This window comes from Mycobacterium sp. (assembly GCF_035314665.1).
Classification (GTDB): Bacteria; Actinomycetota; Actinomycetes; order Mycobacteriales; family Mycobacteriaceae; genus Mycobacterium.
Genome location: NZ_DATFZD010000339.1, coordinates 1 through 26,691 on the forward strand (window position 1 = coordinate 1; position 26,691 = coordinate 26,691).

Here is a 26,691-nt window from a genome sequence, read left to right on the forward strand (position 1 = left end):
CTGAATCGCGGCATGTGGTTGGCGAAGAAGCTTGGAATCAAAGAGCGGATGCGCACCGACATTCTGCCCATCTCATTGGGCCTGCCGTTCGGACTGACGCTGATTCCGCTCAACCTGCCGCTGCCCACCAAGGTGGTCACCCAGGTTCTCGAACCCATCGACATCGAGGCGACATTCGGTGCGGAACCCGACGTGGAAGCAGTCGATGCCCACGTGCGCTCGCTGATGCAGGAAGCATTGAATGATCTTGCGGCACAACGACGCTTCCCCGTCCTTGGTTGAGGTCATGGCCGCTGTGACCGATGTGTCCGCCGATAGGGCGTCCGCGCCGAAGCCACCTCCTAGCGAAGCAGTTGAGCCAGCTCGCCGCACGCGTGCCGCCGGGCTTCGTGCGCGATGTCGAGCATCGGCATCGTCATGAACCCGTGGATGCCTCCCTCGAAGGGGCATCGCACCGTGATGACACCCGCAGCCTCTAGCGCGTCGGCGTAGGCAATGCCCTCGTCACGGAGTGGGTCGTGGCCGGCCAGGACGACGACCGCGGGCGGCAATCCTGTCAGGTTCGCCCGAAGCGGGGAGGCGTACGGATGTTCCCGGTCGGCAAGCGCGGGCACGTACTGGTCCCAATACCACTGCAGCGCCGGCTTCGGGTTGTAGAAACCCTTGCCGAACAAGCGATACGACTCGTTGTCGAAGTCGGCCGCGATCACCGGGTAGAGCAGCATCTGACCCGCAAGCGAGGGACCGCCGCGGTCACGCGCCATCAACGCGGTGACGGCGGCCAGGTTCCCTCCCGCGCTGTCGCCGCCCACCGCAACGGATTCTGCATTACCGCCAACAACGTCGGCGTTGTCTGCCGCCCATCGGACGGCCGTGTAAACATCCTCGGCCGCGTCAGGCCACTGATGCTCCGGAGCCAACCGGTAGCCCACCGAAATAACAACGGCGGAAATAAGATTGGTGATGTCGCGGCACAGCTCGTCGTGGCTGTCGAGATCACAGAACACAAAACCGCCGCCGTGCGCGTACACCAGAATCGGCAGGTCATCGCCGTCGGGCCGGTAGATCCGTACCGGGATATCGCCGTCGGGGCCCGGGATCGTCTCATCGCGGACCTCCCCAACGGGTTGCGGCCGGGTCGGCGCGACGAATCGGGAACGGATGGTTTCCCTGGCCTGAGCGCCGGTGATCGTGTGGACAGGCGGAAAGCCGGCATCCAGCGCCTCGATCAGGGGGGCGATCTGGGGATCGAGGCTCACGCGTACTGCAAGGCGGGCCGCGATGGCGGAGCCGGACGCCGGGGCAGCAATGGCCGCAGTGGCTGCAAGGTCGGCGCAACCCGCTGCGGGCCGTCCTCGACGTTGCGCCAGATACCCATCGCGGTCATCCGCACCGGGGCGGCCAGCCTTTGATCGAACATCATGCGGTTCATCTGACCACACACCGACACCGCAGCGACTGCCTCGCCGGGACTCCCGATCGGGGCTGCAACGCAACCGAACCCGAGCAGCGACTCCTCGCGCTCGAACGCAACACCGTGGGCCCGTACCTTCGCCAATTCAACCGCCAGTTGGGCGCTGGTGGAGATCGAGTACTTCGTCTTACGGACCTGCAGATCCGCCTCGGCGTGGTCGTCGCAGTAGGCCAGGATCGCCTTGCCGACGGCGGTACAGTGCGCCGGCTGACGACCGCCGACTCGGCTGGGGATCGCGCCGATCATCCGGTCGCCGACCTTCTCGAGGTAGACGACGTCGGAACCGTCCAGAACCGCGAGGTGTACGACGAGCCCGGTGGCGCGATGCAGTTCGCCCAGCAGCGGGGTGGCCGCCCGTACCAGGCGGTCCTGGTGCACCGCCAGCGAGCCCAGCTCCACCAGGCGCATGCCGAGCTCGTAGTCGCGACCACTGCGGCGCAGCCAGCGCAGCTGCACCAGGCGTTCGAGCATCCGATGCGCCGATGAGCGGGGCAGGCCGGTGCGGCGGACGATCTGGGCCAGCGTCAGCCGCCCCGGTCCGTCGAATGCATCGAGAACGAGTGCAATGCGGTCGATGACGGCGCTGGGGGTGGCTGGTTCGACGGTTGCAACCCCGTCTACGGTCCCTGACATCGGTCCTCCAAGTCTCAGCATATCTGAGTGGCATATTACTATTAGTAATATCAACTTTGTATCACAGCAGTGTGGCCGCTGTCACTAGGCAGGCGAAAATTGTCATACGCCGACAAGTCGGCGTACGACTGCGACACATGGATCTGTGCAGGTCAGCCCTTGGTCGCAGATCGGCCGGCGCGGCGACCGTAGAAGCTGCCGTCGCCGAGCGAGACGCCGCTGGCGTAACCCCAGGCGGCCAGTCCGGCGGTCGAACGGCCTGCGGCGAAGAGCCCCGGGATGGGCTCACCGCTGACGTGCAGGACCTCGGCATCCAACGTGGTGGCCAGCCCGCCCAACGTGAACCCGCCGGTGCTTTCTCGGAGGTCGATGGCGCCCACCGGGGAACCGATCGGTTTCACCCACTCGGGCTTCTTGTGCAGCAGCGGATCTTCGCCGCGGGTCGCGCCCTCGTTGTATGCGGCCACTGTCGCCTGCAGCGAACCGGGTGTCAGGCCCATGTCGCGTTCCAGGTCGGCAACGCTGTCGGCCACCCAGGTTGCCGGTCGCAGCATGAACTTCGGTGACCACGAGGCCATTGCCTCCTCTTGGCCATCGCTGTCGATGATCAGGTACGCGATGTTGTCCTGTTGGTAGAGCGTGAGCTGCCCGATCCTGCCCGGGTAGGTGTCCTCGGGGACATAGCGTTGACCGCGCCCGTTGACCAGAATGCCGCGCACCAACTGTTGCGGGTCGATGAAGATTGCGACTTCGGTGGCGTCCATATGGGCGAGGTCGGCGCCCAGTGCCTGTGCCATCCGGATGGCTTGCCCGTCGTGCTGCTCGATCGAGGCCGCCGGGCGTCCGGCGATCCGCGGAGCGTAACGGGCCACCATCGCATCGTTGTAGGCGAAGCTGCCCGTCGCTAGCACGACTCCGCTGCGCGCCCGGATCGTCATCTCACTGCCGTACCGGCGGGCGCGGATGCCGACCACCCTGCCGTCGGATTCGACGATCAGACACTGAACTCGCACGTCGTAAATTGCCCGCGCACCGGCCGCCGTCGCGGTCTCGACGAGCGGCTTCATCAGCATGTAGCCGGCGCTGGCTTCGCCCTGCTTCTTGTTCGACATCTGCGGGACGTGCCCGCGCGGGGCCGGGGTTGCGATCGTGTTGAACGGGTAAGAGTTTTCGCCGCCGCTGTACATCAGCCCTTGGTCGCCCATCGGTTCCCAGCCCGGCTCGGAGAAGAACTCCGCCTTGAACGGGACGCCGCAGCCGACGAGCCAGTCGAAGTGGGCGACGCTACCGGCGCAGTAATCGGAGATTCGGCTCCCGTCGGCACCGGGTCCCATCGCGACGTTGAGGAACGCCGCCATGTTGTCGACGGAATCGTCAAAGCCGCAGGCCTTTTGGAGCGGCGTGCCACCACCGAGGTAGATGAATCCACCTGCCATCGCCGCGGCGCCGCCCCAGGAGCCGGTGCGCTCCAGAACCACGACGTCGGCACCGGAGCGGGCCGCCTCGACTGCCGTTGCGGCGCCAGCGATCCCGTAGCCGGCGATGACGACGTCGGCCTCGTCATCCCACGACGTGATCGACGACGCCGCAACGGGTGTGACGTCGGTGTCGGGTGTCATAGCCGCATGGCCGCAGGCATCTCTCCGACCCACTGGTGGCCCCAGTAGCTGTCGGCCGTGATTTCCTCTGCGGTGTAATACGTTTCGTCGACGCGCATGCCGTCCGTGCCGAATTCGATGTCCCAGTCGCCGGGCGCGCGGACGTAGAACGACACCATTTTGTCGTTGGTGTGACGTCCGAGGGTGGACGACAGCTGGAAGCCCTCGGCGTTGACGCGGTCCAGTGCCTGACCGACGGCATCGAGGGTGTCGACTTCGACCATGATGTGGACGAGGCGTGGGTCACGCTGGTGTGCGGCTGGGACGATCGCCAGGCTGTGGTGTCGTTCGTTGATCCCGAGGAAGCGAACCCGTACCGGGCCAAACTCTTTCGGTAGCGGTACGCGGAACGCGCCGCGGGAGCGGAACCCCAAGACGTCGGTGTAGAAGTCGAACAGCCCGCCCGGATCGGTGGCCGGCACGACGACATGGCCCATTCCCTGATCGGCGGTGACGAATTGCGCGCCGAACGGGGTGATGACCGGGCTGTGGTCAAGCACCGCACTGTGGAATACCTCGAGTGTGGTGCCAGCCGGATCTTCGAAGGTGATCACCTCCTCCACCCTGCGAGCCTCCGCCTCATCGGTGGACAGTTGCTTGAATGGCAGCCCAGCACCGTCGAGTGCTGCTTTGACTCGTTGCAGCGCCGGGTGATCGCGCACTTCCCAGCCGACGGTGAGCACCCGGTCTGTCTCGCCGGGCACCACGATGAGCCGGGCGGCGCGCTCGTCCATCCGCAGGTACAACGCTGACGGGTCGGGCCCCTTGCCTTCCGCGAAGCCCAGCACGCCGAAGGCAAACTGCCGCCACCGGTCGATCTCATTGGTCGAAATCGTGATATAACCAAGGCTTTTCAGATCAGTCACGTTGGCCTCCTAGATCAGTGCCCGCAGCGGACCCTCGGGCGGTTCGATGCCCAGCGAGCTGAGGGCCGACGCGTGATACGTGGTGCCGGGGACATGGATGGCATGCAAGTGGCCGACGTGCACATCACGCCAATATCGTTGCAGCGGCTTGTCCATCCGCGCCGCGTTGCCGCCCGAGCGGGCGAAGATCTCGTCGACCGCCGACACTGCGCGCCACACTGCGCGAACCTGGGTGCGACGACCGGCCGCGCGGTCCGCGAACGATACCTCTTTGCCGGCGGCAACCATGTCGTAGATCCGGTCCGCGTTAGCCAGCAATTCCTGACGGGCGGCGTTGATGTCGGCCGCCGCCTCGCCGATCGCGTGCATGACGTAGGGGTCGTCCTTGATCGCGGTTCCGGTGGCGCCGACGCGCTCGCGCTGATAGTCCAAGTGCGCGGCCAGGGCACCCTCGGCGATGCCGATGGTCGCCGCCGAGATGCCCAGCGGGAACATGGTCGACCACGGCATCAGATATAGCGGCTCGGTCATGCCAGCCTCTCGCTGGGCGGTGCCGTCCATGACCTTAGTCGCGTCCATGGTCCGGTAGGTCGGGACGAACGCGTCCTTGACGATCACGTCCTTCGAGCCGGTGCCGCGCAGACCCACCACGTTCCACGAGTCCTCGACGATCTCGTAGTCCTTGCGCGGCAGGATCATGTGCAGCACCTGGGGCGGCATCAGCGGCACCCCCTCGTTGTCGCCGAGCATCGCGCCCAGGATGATCCAGTCGCAGTGGTCGGTGCCCGAGCTGAACTGCCAGCGGCCGTTGAAGATGTAACCACCGTCGACGGGTTTAGCCACCCCCTGCGGCGCATACGGGGAAGCCATCCAGGTGTCGACATCGTCGGCCCAAACCTCGGCGGCCACCTTCGGGTCGGCATAGGCCAGCTGGTAGGGGTGCACGCCCACCACACCGACGATCCAGCCGGCGGCCGGATCCAGTGCCGCGGTGGCCATCACGGTCTCACCGAACTCGCGTGGGTGGACCTCAAACCCTTGGTAGCTCTTCGGCTGCAGCAGCCGGATCAGCCCGGCCGCCTTCATGACTTTGACGGTCTCGTCGGTGAGCCGACCAATTCTCTCGGCTTCCGCGGCCTGCTCCCGCAACTGGTCGGCCGTGGCCATGACCCGGTCAAGAACCCGCTCGCTCATATCGTTCGTCCTTACGTGGTGTGGGCTTAGTAATGGTCTACCGCAGTCCGCGTCCGTCCCGAAGGTGATCCCGGTGAGCGGACGCAAACGGATCAAAACTCGATGCGCACATCGCCGCTCACCGGCCTGGCCTGACACGCGAGAATCAGGCCGTCCCGTAGATCCTCGGGTCCGAAGATGTCGCACGCCGCCATGCCGACTTCACCCTCAACCACGGTCGCCACGCACGACCCACAGCGGCCTTCCCGGCATGAGTGGGGCACGTCAATGCCCGCATCGAGCAATGTGTCGACCAGGGTCTGGCCGCGCGGCCAGCTCAGACGATGCCGTTGACCGTCCAGGTCGACGTTCACATGTATGACTTCTGGCATAAGCCGATGGTCTGCGATCGACACAGGACTGCGCACAGGCCCGCCCAATGGCCGGGAAAACTGGCTCGCACCGCCCGGTGACCGGGAAGGGAACCGCGCGATGCGACGGATCTACCTACAGTGAATGCTTGTGGACCTAGATACACCTCTGGACGTCATAGTGGTGGGCGCCGGGTTCGCCGGTCTGTATGCCCTGCATAAGCTGCGCATCCAAGGCCTGTCGGTGCGGGTGCTCGAGGCCGCACCCGAGCTGGGCGGCACCTGGTACTACAACCGCTATCCGGGCGCGCGTTGTGACGTCGAGAGCGTGGACTACTGCTATTCGTTTTCCGACAAACTGCAGCAGGAGTGGAACTGGACCGAGAAGTACGCCACGCAGGCCGAGATCCTGAGCTACCTGAACTGGGTCGCGGACAAACTCGACCTGCGCCGCGACATCGCGTTAAACACTCGCGTCGTCTCGGCGGTGCTCGATGAGACGACGTTGCGCTGGACAGTGACCACCGACGGCGGACAGAAGCTCTCGGCGCGGTTCTGTCTGATGGCGACCGGCCCGTTATCGGACGCGATGACGCCAGGTTTCAGCGGCCTGGATAGCTTCGCCGGCGAGATCTACCACACCGCTGCGTGGCCTGACGATCCTGTCGACTTCACCGGCAAGCGGGTGGCGGTCATCGGTACCGGATCCTCCGGCATTCAATCGATTCCGATCATCGCCGAGCAGGCCGCGCACCTCTATGTCTTCCAGCGCACGCCCAACTACAGCGTCCCCGCCGGCAATAAGCCGCTGTCCGGTGCGGAACTCGACGAAATCAAGGCTACTTACGCGGAGCGGCGTCGTGTGTCGTGGCGCAGCGGCGGCGGGTCACCGCACATCACTGCCCCCAAGCCGACGATGGAGTTCACCCCGGAGGAGCGCCGCGCGGCGTTCGAAACGCGATGGCAGCTCGGTGGTGTGCTGTTCTCCAAAACCTTCCCAGACCAGATGGTCGACCCGGCCGCCAACGAAGAGGCACGCAAGTTCTACGAGGAGAAGGTCCGCGCCGTGATCGACGACCCTGTGGTGGCGGACCTGCTTATTCCCAACGATCACCCGATCGGCACAAAGCGAATCTGCACAGACAGCAACTACTTTCAGACTTTCAATCAGCCCCACGTGTCGCTGGTCAGTGTGCGCGCCACCCCGATCGAATCCGTTGACGCCGATGGGATCAATACCGCCGATGCCCACTATGGCCTCGACATGATTGTGTTGGCAACGGGTTTCGATGCGCTGACCGGGGCGCTGGGCAAGATCGACATCGTCGGCCGTAACGGCGCGACCCTACGTGACGACTGGGTGCACGGACCGCGCACCTACCTGGGCTTGGGCGTCGACGGGTTCCCAAATCTGTTTCTGATCTCAGGCCCGGGAGCGCCGGCGGTGTTGGCGAACATGGTGCTGCACGCGGAGGCGCAAGTGAATTGGATCGCAGACGCCGTCGCCTACCTCGACAGCGACGGTTACGCGGCGATGGAAGCCACCCGCAGCGCCGTGGACGGTTGGGGCGCAGAATGTGCCCGGCGCGCCGAGGCGACACTGTTCACCAGGGCAAACTCCTGGTACATGGGCGCCAACGTGCCGGGAAAACCACGGGGCTTCATGCTGTTCATCGGTGGGTTCGCGACGTACAACGACGTCTGCGCCGAGGTGGCGGACGCCGGCTACAAGGGATTCGCCTTGGTGAAAGCGTCTTGATGCCAGGTTCCTTCGGATGTGTAGATAACTACAGAAAGCTGTTGCTATGGAACATAGTCCAGGGCAGCTGACCGGAAAGGTTGCCATCATCACCGGAGGCGCGGGCGGCCTCGGCGCGGCGTTCGCGCACCACATCGTCGCGCGCGGCGGCAGCGTGGTGCTCGCTGATCTGCTCGACGACGACGGCAAACGGCTGGCCGATGAGCTTGGCGCCCAGGCGCGATACATCCATCTCGACGTCACCGATCCCGAACAGTGGTCGGACGCGGTGCAGTTCGCCCTCGCCGAGTTCGGCGCGCTCAACGGCCTGGTAAACAACGCCGGAGTGTCGACCGGTCAGTACCTCGAGCACGAGCCGGTGGCGCACTTTCGGATGGTCTTGGAGGTCAACCTGGTCGGAGTTTTCAACGGCCTGCAGGCGGTGATCAAGCCGATGCGCTCGGCCGGCGGCGGGTCGATCGTCAATATCTCTTCTGCGGCAGGTTTGTTCGGCCTGGCATTCACTGCGGGCTACGGCGCCTCGAAGTGGGGTGTGCGGGGACTGTCCAAGATCGCCGCCGTCGAGCTGGGCCCCGATCGCATCCGGGTCAACTCGGTGCACCCCGGCATGACCTACACCCCGATGACGGTCAATGTCGGGATCCAGGTCGGCGAAGGCAACTATCCCAACACACCGATGGGACGCGTCGCGGTGCCCGAGGAGATCGCCGGCGCGGTGGGCTATCTGCTATCCGACGACGCCGCCTACGTCACCGGCGCGGAGATTGCGGTCGACGGCGGGTGGACCGCTGGACCCACGCTGAAATACGTTATGGGTCAATAGGACCAGACAGGAGCGCAGATGAAGCGATTAGCACACAACCGAATCCTGGTGACCGGCGCCGCCTCGGGCATCGGGCAGGCCACCGCGCTGCGCCTGCTGGACGAGGGTGCCGCGGTGGTCGCCGCCGACGTCGCCGCCGACGGGCTGGACAAGACCCGAGCCCGGGCCGGGGAGATCGGCGCCGGCGATCGGCTGGCCACGGTGGAGATGAACGTCGGCGACGAGCGGTCGGTGGTCGATGGTGTCCGCTCGGCCGTGGACACATTGGGTGGCCTGGATTCCCTGGTCAACGCCGCCGGCATCCTGCGCGCCGCGCACACCGAGCAGATGGGCTTGGACCTGTGGAACCAGATCATCGGGGTCAACCTGACCGGGACCTTCCTGGTGGTCCGTGAGGCGCTCCCGACGCTGCTGCAAAATCCCCGCAGCGCAATCGTCAACTTCAGCTCGACGTCCGCGTCGTTCGCCCATCCCTACATGGCGGCTTACGCGGCCAGCAAGGGTGGCGTCCAGTCCTTCACCCATGCGCTGGCGCTCGAGTACGCGAGTAAAGGACTGCGTGCGACCTGCGTGGCGCCGGGCAGCATCAAGTCCGGAATCACCGATGCCACAGGCGGATACATCCCTGCGGACGCGGACTGGACGCTGTTGACCCGGCTGATGCCGATCATGCCCACCACTGAGGAATCCAGTGGCGCGGGCATGGCCAATCCGGCTGTAGTCGCCGGCGTCATCGCGATGTTGGTCTCCGACGACGGCGCGTTCATCACCGGTACCGAGATCCGCATCGACGGCGGAACGCACGCATGACGGCGCCCCCAACCTACGAGGACACCCTTCGTGAAATCACCACTGACGCAGGCGTTCTGCGCTATCACGAGGCAGGCCTGATCGACACCGGGCCGCCGTTGCTGCTGTTGCACGGTTCCGGTCCGGGCGTGACGGGTTGGCGCAATTTCCGCGGCGTGCTGGGCGCGTTCGCCGAATTCTTTCGCTGCCTGATCCTGGAGTTTCCCGGCTTCGGCGTCAGTGACGATTTCGGCGGCCACCCGATGATTACCGCACTGGATGCGTTGGTGCGCTTCGTCGATGCACTTGGGCTGGACACCGTCGACATTGTCGGCAATTCGATGGGTGGCGGTGTCGCGATCAACTTCGCGATCGCTCATCCCGAGCGAGTGCGCCGGTTGGTGACCATCGGCGGCATCGGTCGCAACGTGCTCAGTCCGGGGCCGCCGGAAGGCATTCGGCTGCTGCAGGAGTTCACCGACGAGCCCACCCGGGAGCGGTTGGTCCGCTGGCTGCATTCGATGGTCTACGACCCGGCAATCGTGACCGACGAGCTGATCGAGGAGCGGTGGACTCATGCCACCGATCCGCAGACACTGGCCGGGGCGCGGCGGATGTACAGCAGCGAAGCCTTCGCGCAGATGATGAAGGCCATGGAGTCGTCCAAGGGGCCACAGCCGTGGGCGATGATGCACCGGGTCAAGGCGCCGACATTAATCACCTGGGGCCGCGACGATCGCGTCAGCCCACTGGACATGGCGCTGCTCCCGATGCGCACCATCCCCAACGCCGAATTGCATGTGTTCCCCAACTGCGGTCACTGGACCATGATCGAGGCGAAAGATGCCTTCGAGAGCGCCGTGCTGGCGTTCTTGCTGCGGAAAGATTCCGCCGAGCTCAGTTGACGCAGGGCACGCCGCCGCCGCCGATCGGTGCGCCCTGATCGGGCGTCGGCTCGGTGGTGTCGGTGCTCGTGGTTGATTGGTGGTAGCCGTAGCTGCCGGAAAGGCTTGAGGCCGAACTGGACGAGGTGGAATCGTCCGAGCTGGAATCGTCCGAGCTGGAATTGCCCTGCGACGGCATGGAGAAGTTGTCGTCGACGATGACCTCGACATGGCTGAACTGCAGGGTGCGATTCGGTTTGTCAGGCGCATCGATGCCAAGCAGCGTCGCGACGTTGCGTGCGTCGCTTTCGGCGCCCGGCGCGTACTCGATCGTGGTGGTGGTGGGTTCACCGCGAACGCGGTCCCGTACCGCCCCGGTGGTGTAGCCGTCTTTCTTCAGCGCACGCGCCAGCTGGCTGGCGAGGCCGCTGGTGTTACTGGCGTTGACCACGTCGACGACGGTCGACGGGCTCGGCACATCGGAGGTGGCCGTCGACGTCGCGGCCGAGGAGGTTCCGAAGGCTTTTGCCACTTCGGCCTTGATCGCGGCGGGATCGATGATGTTGACGTCTTGACCGTTGATGTTGTCGTAGCGCACCACCGGCAGGGTCCGGTATTCGATGGAGCCGCCCGCGAGAGCGCCCATCCGGCGGAACTGGTCCTCGTCCCAGCCCGACGACAAGACGACGTCCTTGCGCGCCACATTGATCAGGCCCTTGAGCTTGCCCAGATTGGTGAAGGTGCCCGAATCCTGCAGCTGGCGCATGACCGACGAGAGAAACGCCTGCTGACGATGGGTACGGTCCAGGTCACCATTTTCCAGGCCGTGGCGCTGCCGCACGAACGCCAGCGCCTGCCCGGCATCCAGGGTCTGGCGCCCGGCCGGGAAGTCGGCGCCGGAGTATTCGTCGTACACGGCGTGTTTCAAGCACACGTCCACGCCACCCAGGCTCTTGGCCAGGTCGTAGAAACCGGCCAAATTGACCTCAGCGAAGTAGTCGATGGGCACCCCGGTCAGGCTCCGCACCGCCTTCAACGTCGCGGTGCGGCCGGCTTCGCGGCCCCGCGTCTCCAGCTCCTTCTGGTCGCCGACGCCTTTGTCGATCAGCTTCTGCTCGACGTACTGCTTGGTGAGCCCGTAGGCCTCTTTGATCTTGATGTGGTTGTAACCGGGCACGCCGTTGAACGGCACCCAGTCGTCACGGGGGATCGAGAACGCGGTCACCCGGTCATCGGCGCTGACGTGCGCAAGGATCAAGGTGTTGGTGTTGTAGCCGCCGTCGTCGGAGTCGCCGGCGTGCAGGTGTTTCAGCACGGCCCACGGCAGATCGTTGCCGTCCTGGTCCTTTCGCGAGTCCAGCCCGATGAGCAGGATGTTCATCCCGTCACCGGTGGATTTCGGATCTTCGGAACGCAGCGCCTGCGAAACGGTGATCCCGCCCAGCATGCCGTGGGCCATCCACCATCCCGACCCGGTCGCGACCAATGCGACCACGGCAACCAACGCGAAGAAGGCACCGATAAACCCGCGGCCTTGGACCGCGGCCGGCGTCGCACGATGGCGATGCTTGGGGCTGGATCGCTGCAGGTCTAGCACTACAACCTCGACTGTCTATGGGCGCCGCGCGGGACCCCCGGGTTGCAATGTGCGCGGTCTACGTATAGAGCTCGGTGTCTAGTATGGGGCACCTTCCTGTGCAGCGCGTAGTGACCCAACTAACGGCTCCGGGTTGACGATGCCGTCAAAACAACGGCTACCAGCGACAACACCTCGCTGCAGATCGCCATCTTCGACTGAGAGAAGCGCCTAGTTGTGACCAAATCGTGGTCACAATTTGCTGGCTACAGCTCCAGAACCGCCCCGTCGGTGGCTGACACCGCGGCGGCGAACCGTGCATGGGCGGCGGCCGCCGTGCGTTCCGGCACGCCGGGAAGGGGGTGGCTGTGGGTGAGCAGGAGGCGTGACACACCGGCCTCGATGGCGATGGTGCCGACCTCGTCACCGGAGGTGTGGCCGCGCTCGGCGTGGGTCGGCTGCCACGCCTCGTGCAGCAGCGTGGTCACGCCGGCCGCGTGGCGGATGGTCTCCGGGTCGAATTCGGTGTCGGTGCAATAGGCCAGCCGGTTCCCGACCCGGAAGCCCGCGGAGGGCAAAGTGTGTCGGGTCTGCTCCCAGGTCTCGATCTCGTGACCGGCGAAGCTTAAGGTGTCCCAACCCAGCTCCGCCCAGCGTGCCGGCGCCACTGGCGAGGCGGTCTGAAACGGCGAGGCGAGCAGCTGATCCGCCACGATCGATCGGGTGGGCCGGCCGTAGGACTGCGCGCCCGGGCCCGCGATCGTCAGTTCTCGGCCGCCCAGGCCGCGCGCACTGATGAAGCCGAGCCCGGTCACGTGATCGAGGTGGAAGTGGCTGAGCGCCACCGTCACGGTCGCGATGCCATCCAGCAGAGCAGGGTTGATGTGCAGCGTGCCCAGACCGGTTCCGGCATCCAGCACCAGAGCTTCGGTGCCCGAGGTGATCAGGTAGCAGCTGGTCTGCCGGGTGCTGGTGGGAATCCATCCGCCGCTACCGAGAACCGTCAACCTCATGGCTAGAGAACCTATGACGGCGGGGCGGCCGCCTACGACAATGACTGCTTGAGCGCGGCCACCGTCTCGAGATCGGTCAGTGCCGCGACGCCGCGTTTGACGCCTTCCATGGCGATACTTTCGTCTTGCATGCCGCCCATCCCGGCGGTGATCAGCGGCGCGACGTAGGCGTACAGCGACCCTTGCCGATAGCGCAGCCACAGTTCGTCGGCGTCCAGCTCGGGGCCGCCTCCGGCCGCCAATGCTTGGCGATAGACGTCGAGCAGGTCGCGTTCGCAGGCCTGGCGGTCGGCGGTGGTCATGCTGGTGATCAGGGTGTAGCTCAGTTCGCGGCCGGGGTGCCCGCGGCGAAGCGCCTGCCAGTCGAGCAATCCCGCTTGGCCGTTGCGGAAGTAGACGTTGCCCGGGTGCGCGTCGCCGTGCATCACTGTATTCGGTTCTCGGTCAATCACTTTCGCGACCGCCCGATAGTTGTCGATGATGTAGCGACCGTCCTGGACGGGAATGGAGGTTCGCTCGGCCAGTCGGCGAGCCGAGGTGTTCAGCAGCGAACCGGTCAGCAGCGATGTGTGATCGCCCGACGCCGAGTAAACCCAACCGGGCGGACGTTCCCAAAACGTCGCGTGCAGCCGGGCCAGCAGCTCGACGATCATGCTCGCCTGGTCCTTGTCGAGCGGATGCAAGGTATCGGGAAACTCGCAACGATCGACCGCCAAGTCTTCGAGTACGAGCACGTAGCGACCGGTCAGCGAGTCGAACGCCGAGCCGTAGGCCGCGGGCCGGCCGGTGAGCTGGGGTGACAAATCGCGATAGAACAGCACCTCGGTCTGCGCCAGCCGGCCCAGTTCGCCCATCAGCCGAGTGGCGACGGTCTCGGCGGGCATCTTGACGAACACCGAGGCCGGGACGTCGTCCCCGGTCAGTGCCAGCCGAGCCCGCGACGACGTACCGGCGTCACCGCCGATCACTGACGCGGAGGTCACGCGGCGGCCCATCATTTTGGATAGCGACGGGCCGTCGAGCCCGCTGATCGTGCGTGGCAGCGACCGCAGCCGACCGATGACGGCATCGGTTGCCACACGCTGGATTCCGCGGCCAAGGTGCGCCGTCAAGCCGAGAACCGGTACTACCCGACTCGTTGGATCGGCCATCGGTCACCCCTTCCGCTCACGATGCATCTTTACAAAAAGTCGTCATTCTGTAAAGTAAGTGCATCATGGGTTACTCAGCCGCCGACGAATCCTTCACCCACCAATTGCCGCGACCATTCGACGAAGTCCACCACCCCGACCCCACCTGGTCGGACCGTTGCTACTTCTTCGCGGCCTCCCCCGACGGCGGGCTGCTGCTGGCCTCGGGCTACGGCAACAACCCGAACACCAAGTCCGGAATGGGCTACGTCAAAGTCACATTGGCCGACGGCCGCCATTACGACCTGCTCGCCGGCCGGCCCGTGGATGGCGGCCAGCGTGCCGAGGTAGGCGCTGGCCCGATGCGATGGACTTGTGTTGAGCCGCTTAAGAAATGGAAGCTGGAGGTCGAGCCGAACAACTCCGGAATCGCGTGGGAGCTGTACTACGAGCCCACCGCGCCGATGTGGGAGTTGTTGCCGCTCAAGGTGCATGGCAAGGACGGCAAGGTGATTGCCGACATGTACCACATGAAAGAGCCCGGACGATGGACGGGCTGGGTTGACATTGACGGCGAGCGCATCTCGGTCGACGGGTTTCACGGCGGCCGCGACCGGACGTTCGGGGTTCGGGTCGCCGACGAAATCGACTTCTGGCTCTGGCTCGACGCCGGCTTCGAGGACCGCGCGATCGAAGCCTGGATCTTCGAAACCTCCGACGGCGACGTCACTTACGTCGACGGCGGTATCACCCACAACGACGGCACGCTGTCCAAGCGGTTCGTCAACATCGAGCACGAAATCGAATTCGACGGCGACCGCAAACGGCCCGCCCGCGCCGTGCTCGTCTTCACCGACGAGGACGGGAACCGCTACCGGGTTGGCGCCGAGTCGCCGAACCAACACGTGAACGCCTACTACGGCATGCCGATGGCGAAGTGTAACTACGAAAAACTGGACGGCGGAGCATATTTCATCCATTACCGATGGGATGCCACTAACCGCGACGAGCTGATCGAAACCGAGGACAAGTCCATGGCGATCGATCAGCTGATGCGCTTTGACTTCGACGGCCGGATCGGCTGGGGCATCTTCGAAATCCTGATGGGCGGCAACGCCTACCCGCGGTATCCCAACTGGAAGCCGATGGACATGGCGTCGTTCAGGCAGGACAAAACGCCGGTGGACCGGCTGGCCGCGGACAGCGAGGCGTAGCGATGACAGCAACCGATGAGATCGGCCCGCGGCTCACGCAGTGGCTGCAAACGAAATTGCCGGACGCTGACGAGGTCCGGATCGAGGGACTCGACCGGGTCACCTTCGGACACTCGGCAGAGATGATGGTGTTGACGGCCGTGGCCCGCCACGGCGACGCCGAGGAACGCCAAGACGTGGTGTTGCGTCTGCGCCCTCGACCGCCCGCTCTGTTGGAGCCCTACGACCTCGAGCGGCAATTCGACATCCTGCGTGGCCTCGCCAACACCAATGTCCGGGCCCCGCGGGCGTTGTGGCTCGAAGACTCCGGCGAGGTGCTCGGCCGACCGTTCCTGATCATGAACCGGGTCGCGGGCAGCGTCTACGAGATGGAAGCGCCGACCGATGCGACGCCCCAACACATCCGACGGATGTGCGAAAGCATGGCCGAGCAGCTTGCCGCGATCCATTCGGTGGATCTTTCGACGACCGGCCTGGCCGCGCTGGACGATGGAAGAACTCACCTCGATCGTGAGATCGACCACTGGGCAAGCGAAATGCATCGGGTACAGCACGGAAGGCTGCCCGCACTGGAGCGCCTGCGGCAGGGACTGCGGGAGACCAGGCCGGCGCCGTCCGCGAAAATCACCCTCGTCCACGGCGACGCCAAGCCGGGCAACTTCGCGTTCGTGGACGACGAGGTGAGCGCGGTCTTCGATTGGGAGATGACGACGGTCGGCGACCCGCTGACCGACATCGGCTGGATGGAGCTGTTGTGGATGCAGCCCGTGGGCATCACCAGCCACGACGCCGCGCTAACGATCGATGAATTCATCGAGCGCTACCAGGCCGCCAGCGGCATCAAGGTCGAGAACCGCAGCTGGTATCGAGCGCTGAACGCCTTCAAGATGGCGGTGATCTGTTTGATCGGGGCGATGCTCGTCGACCAAGGCGACGCTGACGATCCGAAGCTGGTCTTAGCCGCGGGCGGCACGCATCTTCTGACCCAGGTCGGGCTGGCCGATCTGAGTATCAACGAAATCCTCGAATCCGGACCGATCGGCATCCGCCAGGAACGCATCGACGAAGTACTGTCGCACGCGTCGCGAACCGGCTAGCAGAAGTTTGGCCGAAGCCACCCCACGAACGTCGGCAAGAGGTCAAATGGGGCATGGCCCTAGTCGGCGTTCATCAACGGGGTGAGATGTGAAGCGGCTCAACGGCGTGGACGCCTTGATGCTGTACAGCGAAACACCCGAGATCCACATGCACACCATCAAGATCGGCGTGCTCGATGTCTCAGCTGTGGAAGGCGGATTCAGTTTCGATCTGTTCCGCGAAGTCGCGTATCCACGGCTCATGGCGCTGGCACCGCTTCGCTTTCAGCTGGTGGACATCCCGCTGAAGCTACATCACCCGATGTGGGTGCAGAACGCCGACATCGATGTGGACTACCACCTACGCCGGGCCTGGGTACCCGCCCCGGGCGGCCGTCGTGAGCTCGACCAGTTGATCGGCGAGATCGCGAGCACGCCGCTGGACCGCAGCCGCCCGCTGTGGGAGATGTACATCGCCGAGGGACTGGCCGAGAACCGGATCGCGATCATCCACAAGGTTCACCATGCGCTGGCTGACGGCGTCGCATCGGCCAATCAGATGGCCATGGCTTTGGAGCCGCACCAACCCGCATCCGTCGCGGTGCCCAGCCCTGTTACTCGGCCGCTCACCCGGGCGGACCTGCTTCGGGCGGCCACTCGCGACCACGTGGGACTGATCCGCAAACTGCCTCGGCTGGTCAAGGAAACGGCTGCCGGGGTTTCGCGGGTGCGGCGCCGGTCCAAGGAACGCGGCGCGCATCCCGACCTTGCCCGCAACTTCGCCCCGCCGCGTTGTTTCATCAACCACCGCGTGACGCCGGGGCGGCGGTTCGCCACCGCGCCACTGGCGCTGTCCGATGTCAAGGAGACCGCCAAGCACCTCGGTGTGACACTCAACGACGTCGTGTTGGCGATGGCCTCCGGCGCGTTGCGTCAGCTGCTGTTGCGCTACGACGGGCACGCCGACTCACCGCTGATTGCCGGTGTCCCGGTGAGCTACAACACGTCGCCGGACCGCTTGGACGGCAACGAGTTCACCTACATGACTCCGTCGCTTCCGGTTCATATCGACGACCCGCTGCAGCGGGTGGAGCTGACGTCGATGGCGACCAAGATCGCCAAAGAGAACCACCACTTGCTCGGGCCCACCTTGCTACCGGCCTGGCTGTCCTACCTTCCGCCCGCGCTCGCGCCCCGTTTCTTTCGGACGCAAGCCCGGCGCGTCGAGTCGGCCAGCGTGATGAATTTGACGATCTCCAACGTCCCGGGGCCGCGGGAGCGCGGTCACATCGAGGGCGCGACGGTCAGCGAAATCTATTCCGTCGGGCCGGTTGTGGCGGGAAGCGGCCTGAACATCACGGTGTGGAGCTACGTCGACCAGCTGGCCATCTCGGTGTTGACCGACGATGTCACGCTTGTCGATCCGCACCAGGCTACCGACGCAATGATCGATGCCTTCACCGAAATACGAAGAGCTGCAGGGCTTTCCGATCAACTTCAGCCGCTGGGCGCAGCCCTTCCGCTGGCCGCGGCGGCGAGCTGACTCGCTATCCGATGACCGGCAAGCGGCGCTGGCGCGCAAGCCGGTCGAGCGCCCTCTGCATCACCTTGCGGACATAGGCATCGACCGCGGCGACATCAGGGTCCTCGCCGAACCGGGCCGTGACGTCGATCGGTGTCAGCACCTGAGTGACGATCTTGCTCGGCAACGGCAGGTTCGCTCCGCCCAGTGACAGCCCGAACGGGAATCCCGCGGCGATCGGCACCATCTCACTGCGCGTCAGTCGTTTGATGATCCCGACGCGCTTGGCCAGGCCGGTGCCGCGGGTCAGGAAGAACTGCGTCTCCTGACCGCCGATCGACACGATCGGCACGATCGGAACGCCCGCGTCGATGGCCGTGCGGACGTAGCCGGTGCGGCCATTGAAGTCGATGACGTCCTGCTTCAGCGTCGGCCGCATGGCGTCGTAGTCTCCGCCGGGGAACACCATCACCGCGGCGTCCGACGCCAAGGCGCGGGCCGCGTTGTCCCGGCTAGCCGAGATAAATCCGATGCGTTGGAAGAACTGCTTGGTCGGCCCGACCGACAGCACGTCGTGGCTGAGCGTATACAACGGCCGGTCGTAGCCGAATCTGTCGTAGAAGTGCACGGCGAAGGTCGGCAGATCGGTCGTCGTCGGTCCGCCGGAGTGATTGGACACGAACAGGGCGCCGCCGGCTGGAATACGCGCGAGGTTGCGGACTTCCGATCGGAAGTAGTGTTTGGCGATCGGGCGGAGCAGACCCACGACGCGCTCGGTCAACATCGGGTCCCACTTGGCAACATCCGGGATTCGTTGCTCCGCAGGGTCTTTGACCAGTCGAGCTGATGGCATAACTACCTCTTGTGATGTGGTTGGGGGCTGCGGCAGTTCCGGCGAAATCGTCCGGACCGCCCCTGGACAGCAGCCATCAGCTTTACAGATTCGGTTGAAAATGTCACGTTATGTGATGCACTGCATAATGTCGGTCGTCCGACATGCCGGAAGCGACACTTATGTGGGCTAGAAATTTGCTACGGTCCCTAGGTGGCGGAGCAGGACTGCCGCGATCGGCTGATCGATGCCGCCCTGAATCTCGGTGTCAGGTTCGGGTATGAAGCCACGTCTATTGATCAGATCGCTGCCTCCGCTGGTGTGACGCCGGCGGAGTTCGGGCGCTACTTCGCGACCAAGGATGCGGTGATCATGTCCATTATCGACGACTTGGTGCAGGCCACCGCCGCAACGCTTCCGCATGTTGAGGCAGCAGCCAGTCCAGAGCAGGCGCTGCTCATCGCCACCACCGAGGTGATGACCGCGATCACCGACGGCCGCGGCGTGATCACCCGGGACCGGATGCTCGCGATGTCCGAGATCGTCAGCACGCAGCCCGGCCTGCGAAAACAAGCATCGCGAACCCGGAAGCGAGTACTGACCCAGGCGCTCGCCGATCGGTTGGGCGTAGCGGCGGATAAGCGGCGCGTGCGCCAGGCGGTGACGATGTGGTCGGCGGTCGCTTCCGGCGCCTATGTGTCCCGCTCTACCATGGCGGACCACTACGACCCGGGCCTGGATGATCAACTGGAACAGCGGATGGTGGTCGAACTCACCGCGAGCTTCACCGAAGTCATGGGTGACAATCACGCTGAGCCGGACGCCTCGTCGTAGAGATGCCATTGCGGCGTACTGCTCGGACCAAACGGGTTTCCGTTGAGCCCGTCTGTCGGGAGTGACTGCGTTTTTCGTCAATCGGCGAACACGATGACAACCTAGGATCACCCCCATGATGACGCGGTTTACCGCGGCCGCTGCGCTCCTGGTGGCAGCCTCGCTAACAACCGCGCCGGCCGCCGGAGCTGAGCCCGGCGATACCGTGACCTACAACGTCGACGCGGACGGCCCACTGCCGTTGGTGTCGTATCACGACGATATGGACAACATCCACCAGCTGACGAACCAGCCGGCCCCCTGGACCACCAGTTTTACCGGCGCGGCGACCTACGGGCTGTTTGCCGTCGGCGCGAAGACGAGCGGGGAGCGGGTATCTTGCGAGATCATCGTCAACGGCGAGGTCCGCGACCAGAAGTCCGGCAACGGCCGACACTCCTTGGCCGACTGCGAGGCGGTAGCGACTGCACTCGAGCCGTGAGCGACTCGCTCGGGCCTTCGCTAATGGCCCTTGGTAGTCGCGTTTTGCTGTTGACTACGTCGAAAACCGCAATGGCGTGCGCAAATGGTTGTGGGGTGACACCGAGTGGGCCAAAAGGGCGGTCGAGTGAAATAGGTCTCGTGCGTGATGTCGGGGTAGTCCGCCGCGACCCGCTCGGCCCCGCGGACGAACAGCCCGTCGTGCGTGGAACGTTGCGCGAAATCCCAAAGCACTTCTGCGCCGTCGGCATAGAGGCACGTGACGCCAGGGCGTGTGGTCCGACGTTGTCCAGTAACCAATCGATCGAAGGTCTGGTCCGCTGCACCTGCACCTGCACCCCGGCGCGACGCGCGTTCTCGGCAGAATTTCACAGCTGACAGCAGCCTTACACTTTAGATAACTCTTTCGCTGAATCTGAGCTGCTGGATCGGGACCGGTGTAGTGTGCAACCTGGGATTTGGCAGTGACCGGGAGTGATGCCATGGTCAAACTCGTTCTCGCAGTTGCCACTACCCGACTGTAGTCACTAGGATCCTCATGCTCTTGGGGACTACTCAAGGTGGTTCGAGTAGTCGATTACGCTAGGCCGCTCGACCGGCAGGCGCGAAAATCAAGGCGCAATTAGCACCTGGAAGTCGTCCCGCACGGCGTTGCACCAACGAGGCCCACATGAATGTCTTGATATCTGCCCCTTCGTCATCTGCTCCTGCCGCTCCAGGGCTGTATTCCGCCATCACGGCAGAGCTCCGGCCAGAGCCGGCAGTGGCCACGGCGGGCCGGGGAGTGCTCGACGGTGCATTCGCTGTACTGGACGCTCTCGCCCACGCCGACCAGGGTCTCGGACTGACCTCGCTGGCCCGGGTAAGCGGGCTAGCTAAATCATCCACCCACCGGCTCGCAGAACACCTCGTCAGGCTCGGCGCGGTGCAGTGTTTCGAGCACCGCTACTATGTCGGGCCGCGGATGTTGCGCATTGGGCAGCGCTGGCAGCCGGATCCGCTGCTACGGGTCTCAGCCCAGGTGCCGGTTCACGCCCTTGCCGTGCAATCGCGCGCCATCGCGTCGCTGCGGATCCTGCATGAACAGCGGCTCCGATATATCTGTGCTGCAGCGCCCCACGGCCACGCCTACATGCCTGACCTCGGCGACCCCGAATCGATTGCCCGCACCGCCACCGGACGCGTCCTCTACGGGGCCCAGCCCGCCGGCCACGTCACGCTTCCCGACGGCTGGACCCCACGTGAATGGCGCAACCTTCGCGAGTCCATCCGCGATCCGCACGCGACAGTGGTCGACCATCAGGACGTGGTTGCCGGCGTCTGTTGCGTATCAGCGCCCGTGTGGTGGCCGAATGGGGACTGCGCCGGCGCAGTCACCGTCACGGTCCACGCAAACGACCTCCCCGTCGGCCTACCCACCCTGGTGTCGCACACCGCGTGCCGCATCGGCACCGCCCTTCAGAAACTAAAGCCGAACTGACGCGTTGGTCTGCCTGAGGGGCACAAACAATTCGGCCTGACAATACTCGAGGGTGGCTATGCCGGGCCATAGCGTACCTTTGGTATCAGATAGAGTATTCTCGCATTCGGGCCGCCGCTCGACGACCACCCGCAACATCGACCACCGCGCGGGCCCGATAGCTCGATAGGAGCGGCCCATGCCCACCTCCGTATCACATAACTCGGCCGCGCGGCACTCGTCTGCCATTCCTAATATCAGCGCCCAGGGGCACCTCGTCACCGGCTCCGGCTTTCTGCCCGACCACAATGTCGCCATCCGGATCACGCACGCCGGAGAGGACATCGACGACTACCTCGCCTATGTGACGGACGGCGACGGTTACCTCCATTCCGAGCTACCCAGAAGCGTCACGGGCACGTTGTCCATCGCCGCAACCGACCACCGTCCTGATCCTGACGGCGAGTGCGGCTGGCTGTGGAGCAACACCGTCATCGTCGCCTCTACCGGCAGGTGAGAGACGGCATGGCGGGTTGCGCCCACAGATCGCGTGCGACGCCGGCGGGGCGCCGTTCACTGGTGGTCCACTCAGCGGACCGCACCCTTGTCCGTTTAAACACTGTTGGCGTGCAATAGGACTGGCATTTCATTTCGCTGGCCATTCCGTCGATAAGCCACGGAATGCCACGGCAGCAGTCACCTCGTTTCCAACGTCATCAACACTCGCAAGCGGCAAATGACCTACACATCAGAAATGACCGGCACAGGCGCTCACTGTGTCACAGGTACGGACAAGAAGATCGCTTCAGAGAAAGAAGCAGCGGATAGGCAATAGGACAGCGCGGATCAACCAGACATATCTATCCAGGCAGAAGAGGCAACAGTGTAATGGCAGGAAACCGACAACCAATCACTCAGCCGTCGATTGCACCCACCACGAAGGTCGCCGCAGGGGGCATCGCCGGCGCACTCACCGTCCTGGTGGTGTGGATCCTCGGTCTGCTCCACTTGACCGTGCCCCCTGAGGTTGCTTCAGCCCTCACGGTCATAATCTCATTCATCTCCAGCTACGTTGTAAGGCAACGCGTTCCGGCTGCGCAGTAAACCCCAGCACGAATGGACGGGCGAGTAGCCGATCATAAAGCGGGTGGCCCCCGTCGCGCTATGACTCCTGGACCGAAACGAAGACGTTGCCCTTGCACGCTAGATCCGGCCGAATCATCCTTCCGCATCATCCCATCCCCACCGGGATGAACGGTTTCGTTTGTCTGCTGCGCCTCTCACGACCCCGTTTTCGGACCCTGCAGCTCCGCGCGCCCAGAAAGCGGGTACCACCTGGTACGGCGCGCCATCTGCGGCTGTGGCCACGGTCCGCATTGTATTGCGACAATCCGTTGCATTTGCCAGAAGGTCCCAACAAATTGATGGCAGGGACCGCATCCTGGCCCGGTAAGAGTCAACCAGACCAGCTAACTTCTTACCGGGCTCAAGGAAACGGTTCAGCAAACGATGTGAAGTACCTGACCAGGCTTAATCAGGTTAGGATTACTACCAATGACGGCTTTGTTCTCGTTGTAGATCTTCTCCCAATCTTTATTTCCGCATACCTTCTCTGCGATCAGCGTGAGATTGTCCCCCGGTTCCACCTTGTACCATATGCCCGGCTTACCACAGTCGATATGAAGGACTTGCCCGGGATGAATCAAGTTTGGGTTGTCACCAATAACCCATCTATTTTCGTGGTAGATCTTTGGCCAAACACTTCCGTCGCCGCATTCCTTCTGTGCGATTCCCCAGAGTGTGTCACCCGGCTGGACCGTGTATGAACTCATTTACTTCTCCTCGTGTCTCACGACCGCCCCACGACGCGCCGCTGTAGTTGAATACCTCATGATTGACAGGGGCAATTCCCGCCAACTTTTTATTCGTAGCAGCGGATCGCGACCGCATCAATAGGCCGGTCCACTGAGCGGACCGCACCTCGGCTCAGGGCTGTGATCGGCGCCGAAGACCCTCCGGCCTGGGACATCCACTGTTCGTGGAGATTCTGGGCGAACGGGCACGACGCATTGCTATTGGCCCATACACCACCACCAAAGTCTTTAACGAATTGCCCGATGCCTCGACTACCCATGGCAACGTCCTTCCGGCACACGATTCCACGCAATATTCGCCGAGCCGTGCTAGCGAACAAGGCTTCGGTCCGCTCGGCGGACCGGGATAGGCACAATTTGCGGCCGCACGCTAGTGCAGGCGACCAGGAGCATCAGCGGGCAGACGACGTGCTGCGCTTCGTCGAGCACGCGATTTCGATGAGAGCCTCCTGTCAGGATTGAACTGTTATCGGCGGTGCTGGTCAGGGGGTCAAACCGCCGTCTAGCTGCGAAAACACCATAACGTAGTTCGACAGAGACCTACGGAAATGTGCCCAGATTGTGCCCACGGTGTGCCCACGCGGTGCCCGAGCCGCCGTGCCTCGCGGCAAATCCGCCCGGCCAAACGCCAGGACGACGGCCCATCCCACCACGCCAGCGGCGGTCCGTTCGTCCGTCTACGGGGCGCTCACCCACGCGGCGCGCTGGCGAGCCATGTCGGCACAGACCCGCTCCTCAGTCTCGTAGTCGCCGTGATCACCCGCCCGGTGCGTGTAGTAGCGCCAGATGTCCAGCACCGAGCACGACCGCCCGGTGCCGTCCAGCCAACGCTCACTCTCCTGCAGGCACGGGTCCTCGCCCCGATGCTGAACAATCTCGACCTCAACACCGCAGTACGTGAACGGCTCGGCCAGCACCGGCTCAGGGTCGAACAGCAGCCCGCCGTCGTCGTCCCCGCCGTCGTCGTCCTCCGCAGCGGCGAGCATCCGGTGCACCGCCGACTTGGACAGCCCCAGCTCGTCCGCAATCGCCCGGATCGACAGACCCTCACCGCGCAGCCGCCGCACGTCATCCTCGCTGGTCATGCGCCCAGTATCGACCCTCAGCAACACCATCCGGGGAGCTGTCCCAGCGTGTCCCACCACCATCCACGACCGTCCCACCATCCCTGACCAGGGAAATCCCCCGCGTTTGCTGCGAAAAGCGTTGCGGCACAGTCGGGGTGGTACTCGGTGACGCCCTCTCTCGATGCTCATCGCCGCCGTCGACTTTGAGCGCCCGGAACTTCTGACTCCGCCCAACGAAGGCTGAAAGGCTCTATGCCCGGGCGAACGCGCGAATTCACACTCACGTATGGATGGGCACTCGGCCAATCCCGAACCCAATGGAAAGGAATGATCCAATGGCGATTCTGACTGCGGTAACGATCCAGCCGCGCTCAGCCGAGGTGTGGGACGATCTGCAGAAGGTACTCAAGCGCATCAAGGACATGGTCGTGAAGAAGGGCGGCGAGAACGTCACGCTGCTGGTCACTGTCATCGGCGGCGAGGCGACGAACCAGCTGGTGTTCCTCGCCAGCTCCGAGAACTGGAGCAAGTACGGCCAGGTCCAGGAGGCGTTCTACGGCGACCCCAAGGCGCAGGCGCTGCTGCGGGAGGCCGGGAAGCTCGCGACCTGGCAGTCGTACGCCGCGCAGACGCTCGACTTCTGAGCCTCCCCCCGAAACCGGGGCGGGTGGTCCGATGGGCTGCCCGCCCCGCTATTTATCGGCGTATCGCCGCCGTGGCTCCCGCCCACGAGTCGCTGCATGACACCGAAACTCGACCCGATCCTCGGCTTACACTTCCGCAATGTTCTCGGAGACGCGCTATGCGATGAACGGGGACTTGCGCGTCGCGTATCGGGCGTCGCCAAGGGTCCTCGCGACATCGTGCTTATCCCGACCTGGTTCACCAACTGCGACATCCTTCCAGAGCAACCGTTCATTCAAGGCTGCGTCGACGCGCTGACATCGCTCGGTCGACTGATCTTCTTCGACCAGCCAGGCATGGGAGCCTCCGATCCCACTACGTCGGGCGCGCCGGCAACCGTGGAGCAATGGGCCGACAGCATGACCGCGGTGCTCGACGACCTGGAGATAAGCGAAGTGGTCCTTCTCGCGGGCCCCGGCGCGCTCCCGACAGCGGCGCTGTTCGCGGCAACATATCCGTCGCGCACAGCCGCGCTGGTGGTGCTGGAGGGCTATGCGGATCCGAGGGCTCAGCGGACTGGCGGGCTCGCTCAGGAGGACGTCCTCGCTGCAATGGTGGGCGTGTGGGGCACCGGAGAGTCCCAACATGTCATGAACCCGGACATGCCCTGGAACGAGGAAATCCGGGCAGCGTCAGCCCGGATGGAACGCCTCTCAGCGAGCCCACGAACCGTTGCCCGCATGATGGCGCTCATGGCCGAAATGGACGTGCGGGCGTTGCTTCCCACAGTCCGCGTCCCGACCCTCGTCCTGCATCACACCGACGACGCCGTAATCCCGCCGGAGTGGGGCAAGGACGTCGCTGATCGGATACCGGGCGCGAAATACGTTGAGCTGCCAGGGCGCAACATGATGCACTTCGTAGAACCATGGCGCGATTCGTTCCAGGAGATCGCCGAGTTCCTCACCGGACAACACGCCGACGTCGCCGACGATCGCGTGCTTGCCACTGTGCTATTCACCGACATCGTGGACTCGACGCGCCGAGCCGCTGAGATGGGCGACCGTGACTGGCGCGCGTTGCTTGATGCACACGATGCCGTGGTGCGGTCGCAGCTCGTTCGCTTTCGGGGTCGTGAGGTGAACACTTCGGGAGACGGCTTCCTCGCTATGTTTGACGGACCGCAGCGAGCGATCCGCTGCGCCATGGCGATACGTGATGCGGTGCAGGCGCTCGGTATCCAGGTGCGCGCCGGGTTGCACACAGGCGAGTGCGAGGTCCGCGGCGATGACATCGGCGGGATCGCCGTGCACATCGGGGCGCGCGTGAGCGCCCTGGCCGGGGCGAACGACGTGCTGGTGTCCAGCACGCTGCGCGACCTGGTGATCGGGTCCGGACTCGAATTCGAGGAACGCGGCACGCACCAACTGAAGGGGCTCTTCGGAAATGAGCGTGCAGCGGTGGTTGGCGGATATCCGGGGTGGGGGTTCGTGTCGTTGAGCTGAGGTGGGGCCTCGGTGGGTGACGATTCAGGTTCCTACACGCCGCTTCACCAACACC

The 26,691-nt window shown here is 64.4% G+C and carries 24 protein-coding genes and 3 pseudogenes; 14 read left to right on the forward strand and 13 right to left on the reverse strand.

Going from position 1 to position 26,691, the window contains the following annotated elements; genetic code table 11:
• Positions 1-282 (forward strand): annotated as a pseudogene (locus VKI00_RS23115) (glycerol acyltransferase); the annotation flags it as partial.
• 59 nt (positions 283-341) lie between these two features.
• On the opposite strand, the gene VKI00_RS23120 reads toward VKI00_RS23115, so the two are convergent.
• The 6 genes from VKI00_RS23120 to VKI00_RS23145 form a co-directional block, all read right to left on the reverse strand.
• Positions 342-1,259, reverse strand: coding sequence for an alpha/beta hydrolase (locus VKI00_RS23120; RefSeq protein ID WP_324441611.1), 918 nt, complete (start codon positions 1,257-1,259; stop codon positions 342-344).
• Positions 1,256-2,107 (reverse strand): IclR family transcriptional regulator, encoded by an 852-nt coding sequence (locus VKI00_RS23125; protein ID WP_324441613.1) that lies wholly within the window; start codon positions 2,105-2,107, stop codon positions 1,256-1,258. The genes VKI00_RS23120 and VKI00_RS23125 overlap by 4 nt, the downstream gene beginning before the upstream one ends.
• Before the next feature lie 152 nt (positions 2,108-2,259).
• Positions 2,260-3,726, reverse strand: coding sequence for an FAD-dependent oxidoreductase (locus tag VKI00_RS23130; protein WP_324441615.1), 1,467 nt, complete (start codon positions 3,724-3,726; stop codon positions 2,260-2,262).
• A complete protein-coding gene (gene bphC, locus VKI00_RS23135) occupies positions 3,723-4,631 on the reverse strand; it encodes a biphenyl-2,3-diol 1,2-dioxygenase (protein ID WP_324441617.1) in 909 nt (302 codons plus the stop codon). The genes VKI00_RS23130 and bphC overlap by 4 nt, the downstream gene beginning before the upstream one ends.
• Before the next feature lie 9 nt (positions 4,632-4,640).
• On the reverse strand, positions 4,641-5,825 hold the full coding sequence (locus VKI00_RS23140) for an acyl-CoA dehydrogenase family protein (RefSeq protein WP_324441619.1): 1,185 nt from the start codon (positions 5,823-5,825) through the stop codon (positions 4,641-4,643).
• A 92-nt stretch (positions 5,826-5,917) separates the two neighbouring features.
• Positions 5,918-6,196 (reverse strand): 2Fe-2S iron-sulfur cluster binding domain-containing protein, encoded by a 279-nt coding sequence (locus VKI00_RS23145; protein WP_324441621.1) that lies wholly within the window; start codon positions 6,194-6,196, stop codon positions 5,918-5,920.
• Between the two features lie 130 nt (positions 6,197-6,326).
• Here VKI00_RS23145 and VKI00_RS23150 point away from each other — a divergent pair, with 130 nt between their 5' ends.
• Genes VKI00_RS23150 through VKI00_RS23165 form a run of 4 tightly spaced genes read left to right on the forward strand, consistent with a single transcriptional unit; the run spans position 6,327 to position 10,451 of the window.
• Positions 6,327-7,934 (forward strand): NAD(P)/FAD-dependent oxidoreductase, encoded by a 1,608-nt coding sequence (locus tag VKI00_RS23150; RefSeq protein WP_324441623.1) that lies wholly within the window; start codon positions 6,327-6,329, stop codon positions 7,932-7,934.
• 46 nt (positions 7,935-7,980) lie between these two features.
• Positions 7,981-8,757 carry a glucose 1-dehydrogenase gene (locus tag VKI00_RS23155; RefSeq protein WP_324441625.1) on the forward strand — a complete coding sequence of 259 codons (777 nt, stop codon included), beginning with the start codon at positions 7,981-7,983 and terminating at the stop codon, positions 8,755-8,757.
• Between the two features lie 18 nt (positions 8,758-8,775).
• On the forward strand, positions 8,776-9,567 hold the full coding sequence (locus VKI00_RS23160) for an SDR family NAD(P)-dependent oxidoreductase (protein WP_324441627.1): 792 nt from the start codon (positions 8,776-8,778) through the stop codon (positions 9,565-9,567).
• Positions 9,564-10,451 carry an alpha/beta fold hydrolase gene (locus tag VKI00_RS23165; protein WP_324441629.1) on the forward strand — a complete coding sequence of 296 codons (888 nt, stop codon included), beginning with the start codon at positions 9,564-9,566 and terminating at the stop codon, positions 10,449-10,451. The genes VKI00_RS23160 and VKI00_RS23165 overlap by 4 nt, the downstream gene beginning before the upstream one ends.
• Here the strand turns inward: VKI00_RS23165 and VKI00_RS23170 are convergent.
• The 3 genes from VKI00_RS23170 to VKI00_RS23180 all read right to left on the reverse strand — a co-directional run bounded on the left by VKI00_RS23170 (position 10,444) and on the right by VKI00_RS23180 (position 14,170).
• Positions 10,444-11,952, reverse strand: a complete 1,509-nt coding sequence (locus VKI00_RS23170) for an LCP family protein (RefSeq protein ID WP_324441656.1) — start codon at positions 11,950-11,952, stop codon at positions 10,444-10,446. The two genes, VKI00_RS23165 and VKI00_RS23170, sit on opposite strands and share 8 nt — an antisense overlap.
• 320 nt (positions 11,953-12,272) lie before the next feature.
• Entirely contained in the window at positions 12,273-13,019 is a 747-nt protein-coding gene (locus tag VKI00_RS23175; RefSeq protein WP_324441631.1) for an MBL fold metallo-hydrolase, read from the reverse strand.
• A gap of 32 nt (positions 13,020-13,051) precedes the next feature.
• Positions 13,052-14,170, reverse strand: a complete 1,119-nt coding sequence (locus VKI00_RS23180) for a phosphotransferase (RefSeq protein ID WP_324441633.1) — start codon at positions 14,168-14,170, stop codon at positions 13,052-13,054.
• 65 nt (positions 14,171-14,235) lie between these two features.
• Between VKI00_RS23180 and VKI00_RS23185 the strand changes: the two genes are divergently transcribed.
• The 3 genes from VKI00_RS23185 to VKI00_RS23195 all read left to right on the forward strand — a co-directional run bounded on the left by VKI00_RS23185 (position 14,236) and on the right by VKI00_RS23195 (position 17,982).
• The gene (locus tag VKI00_RS23185) at positions 14,236-15,363 is read left to right on the forward strand and encodes a DUF7064 domain-containing protein (RefSeq protein ID WP_324441635.1); all 1,128 of its coding nucleotides are present in this window, start codon (positions 14,236-14,238) and stop codon (positions 15,361-15,363) included.
• Positions 15,364-15,365: 2 nt separating this feature from the next.
• Positions 15,366-16,460 carry a phosphotransferase family protein gene (locus VKI00_RS23190; RefSeq protein WP_324441637.1) on the forward strand — a complete coding sequence of 365 codons (1,095 nt, stop codon included), beginning with the start codon at positions 15,366-15,368 and terminating at the stop codon, positions 16,458-16,460.
• A gap of 88 nt (positions 16,461-16,548) precedes the next feature.
• Positions 16,549-17,982: a wax ester/triacylglycerol synthase family O-acyltransferase gene (locus VKI00_RS23195; RefSeq protein WP_324441639.1), complete on the forward strand. Its 1,434-nt coding sequence runs from the start codon at positions 16,549-16,551 to the stop codon at positions 17,980-17,982.
• Between the two features lie 4 nt (positions 17,983-17,986).
• Here VKI00_RS23195 and VKI00_RS23200 read toward each other — a convergent pair whose 3' ends face one another.
• On the reverse strand, positions 17,987-18,814 hold the full coding sequence (locus tag VKI00_RS23200; RefSeq protein ID WP_324441641.1) for a 1-acyl-sn-glycerol-3-phosphate acyltransferase: 828 nt from the start codon (positions 18,812-18,814) through the stop codon (positions 17,987-17,989).
• Between the two features lie 192 nt (positions 18,815-19,006).
• On the opposite strand from VKI00_RS23200, the gene VKI00_RS23205 reads away from it, so the two are divergent.
• Entirely contained in the window at positions 19,007-19,627 is a 621-nt protein-coding gene (locus tag VKI00_RS23205) for a TetR/AcrR family transcriptional regulator (protein WP_324441643.1), read from the forward strand.
• A gap of 115 nt (positions 19,628-19,742) precedes the next feature.
• Positions 19,743-20,108 (forward strand): MmpS family transport accessory protein, encoded by a 366-nt coding sequence (locus VKI00_RS23210; protein ID WP_324441645.1) that lies wholly within the window; start codon positions 19,743-19,745, stop codon positions 20,106-20,108.
• A gap of 179 nt (positions 20,109-20,287) precedes the next feature.
• Here the strand turns inward: VKI00_RS23210 and VKI00_RS23215 are convergent.
• Positions 20,288-20,457 (reverse strand): annotated as a pseudogene (locus VKI00_RS23215) (DUF433 domain-containing protein); the annotation flags it as partial.
• 413 nt (positions 20,458-20,870) lie between these two features.
• Between VKI00_RS23215 and VKI00_RS23220 the strand changes: the two are divergent.
• Both VKI00_RS23220 and VKI00_RS23225 read left to right on the forward strand, forming a co-directional pair.
• The gene (locus VKI00_RS23220) at positions 20,871-21,587 is read left to right on the forward strand and encodes an IclR family transcriptional regulator (protein ID WP_324441647.1); all 717 of its coding nucleotides are present in this window, start codon (positions 20,871-20,873) and stop codon (positions 21,585-21,587) included.
• 178 nt (positions 21,588-21,765) lie between these two features.
• A complete protein-coding gene (locus VKI00_RS23225) occupies positions 21,766-22,083 on the forward strand; it encodes a hypothetical protein (protein ID WP_324441649.1) in 318 nt (105 codons plus the stop codon).
• A gap of 982 nt (positions 22,084-23,065) precedes the next feature.
• Here the strand turns inward: VKI00_RS23225 and VKI00_RS23230 are convergent.
• Both VKI00_RS23230 and VKI00_RS23235 read right to left on the reverse strand, forming a co-directional pair.
• Positions 23,066-23,398: a LysM peptidoglycan-binding domain-containing protein gene (locus VKI00_RS23230; protein WP_324441651.1), complete on the reverse strand. Its 333-nt coding sequence runs from the start codon at positions 23,396-23,398 to the stop codon at positions 23,066-23,068.
• 719 nt (positions 23,399-24,117) lie between these two features.
• Positions 24,118-24,525 (reverse strand): helix-turn-helix domain-containing protein, encoded by a 408-nt coding sequence (locus tag VKI00_RS23235; RefSeq protein WP_324441653.1) that lies wholly within the window; start codon positions 24,523-24,525, stop codon positions 24,118-24,120.
• Positions 24,526-24,842: 317 nt separating this feature from the next.
• On the opposite strand from VKI00_RS23235, the gene VKI00_RS23240 reads away from it, so the two are divergent.
• Together VKI00_RS23240 and VKI00_RS23245 are read left to right on the forward strand one after the other, a co-directional pair.
• On the forward strand, positions 24,843-25,151 hold the full coding sequence (locus VKI00_RS23240; protein ID WP_324441655.1) for a hypothetical protein: 309 nt from the start codon (positions 24,843-24,845) through the stop codon (positions 25,149-25,151).
• 139 nt (positions 25,152-25,290) lie between these two features.
• Positions 25,291-26,636 (forward strand): annotated as a pseudogene (locus VKI00_RS23245) (adenylate/guanylate cyclase domain-containing protein).
• The last annotated feature ends 55 nt before the right edge of the window (positions 26,637-26,691 follow it).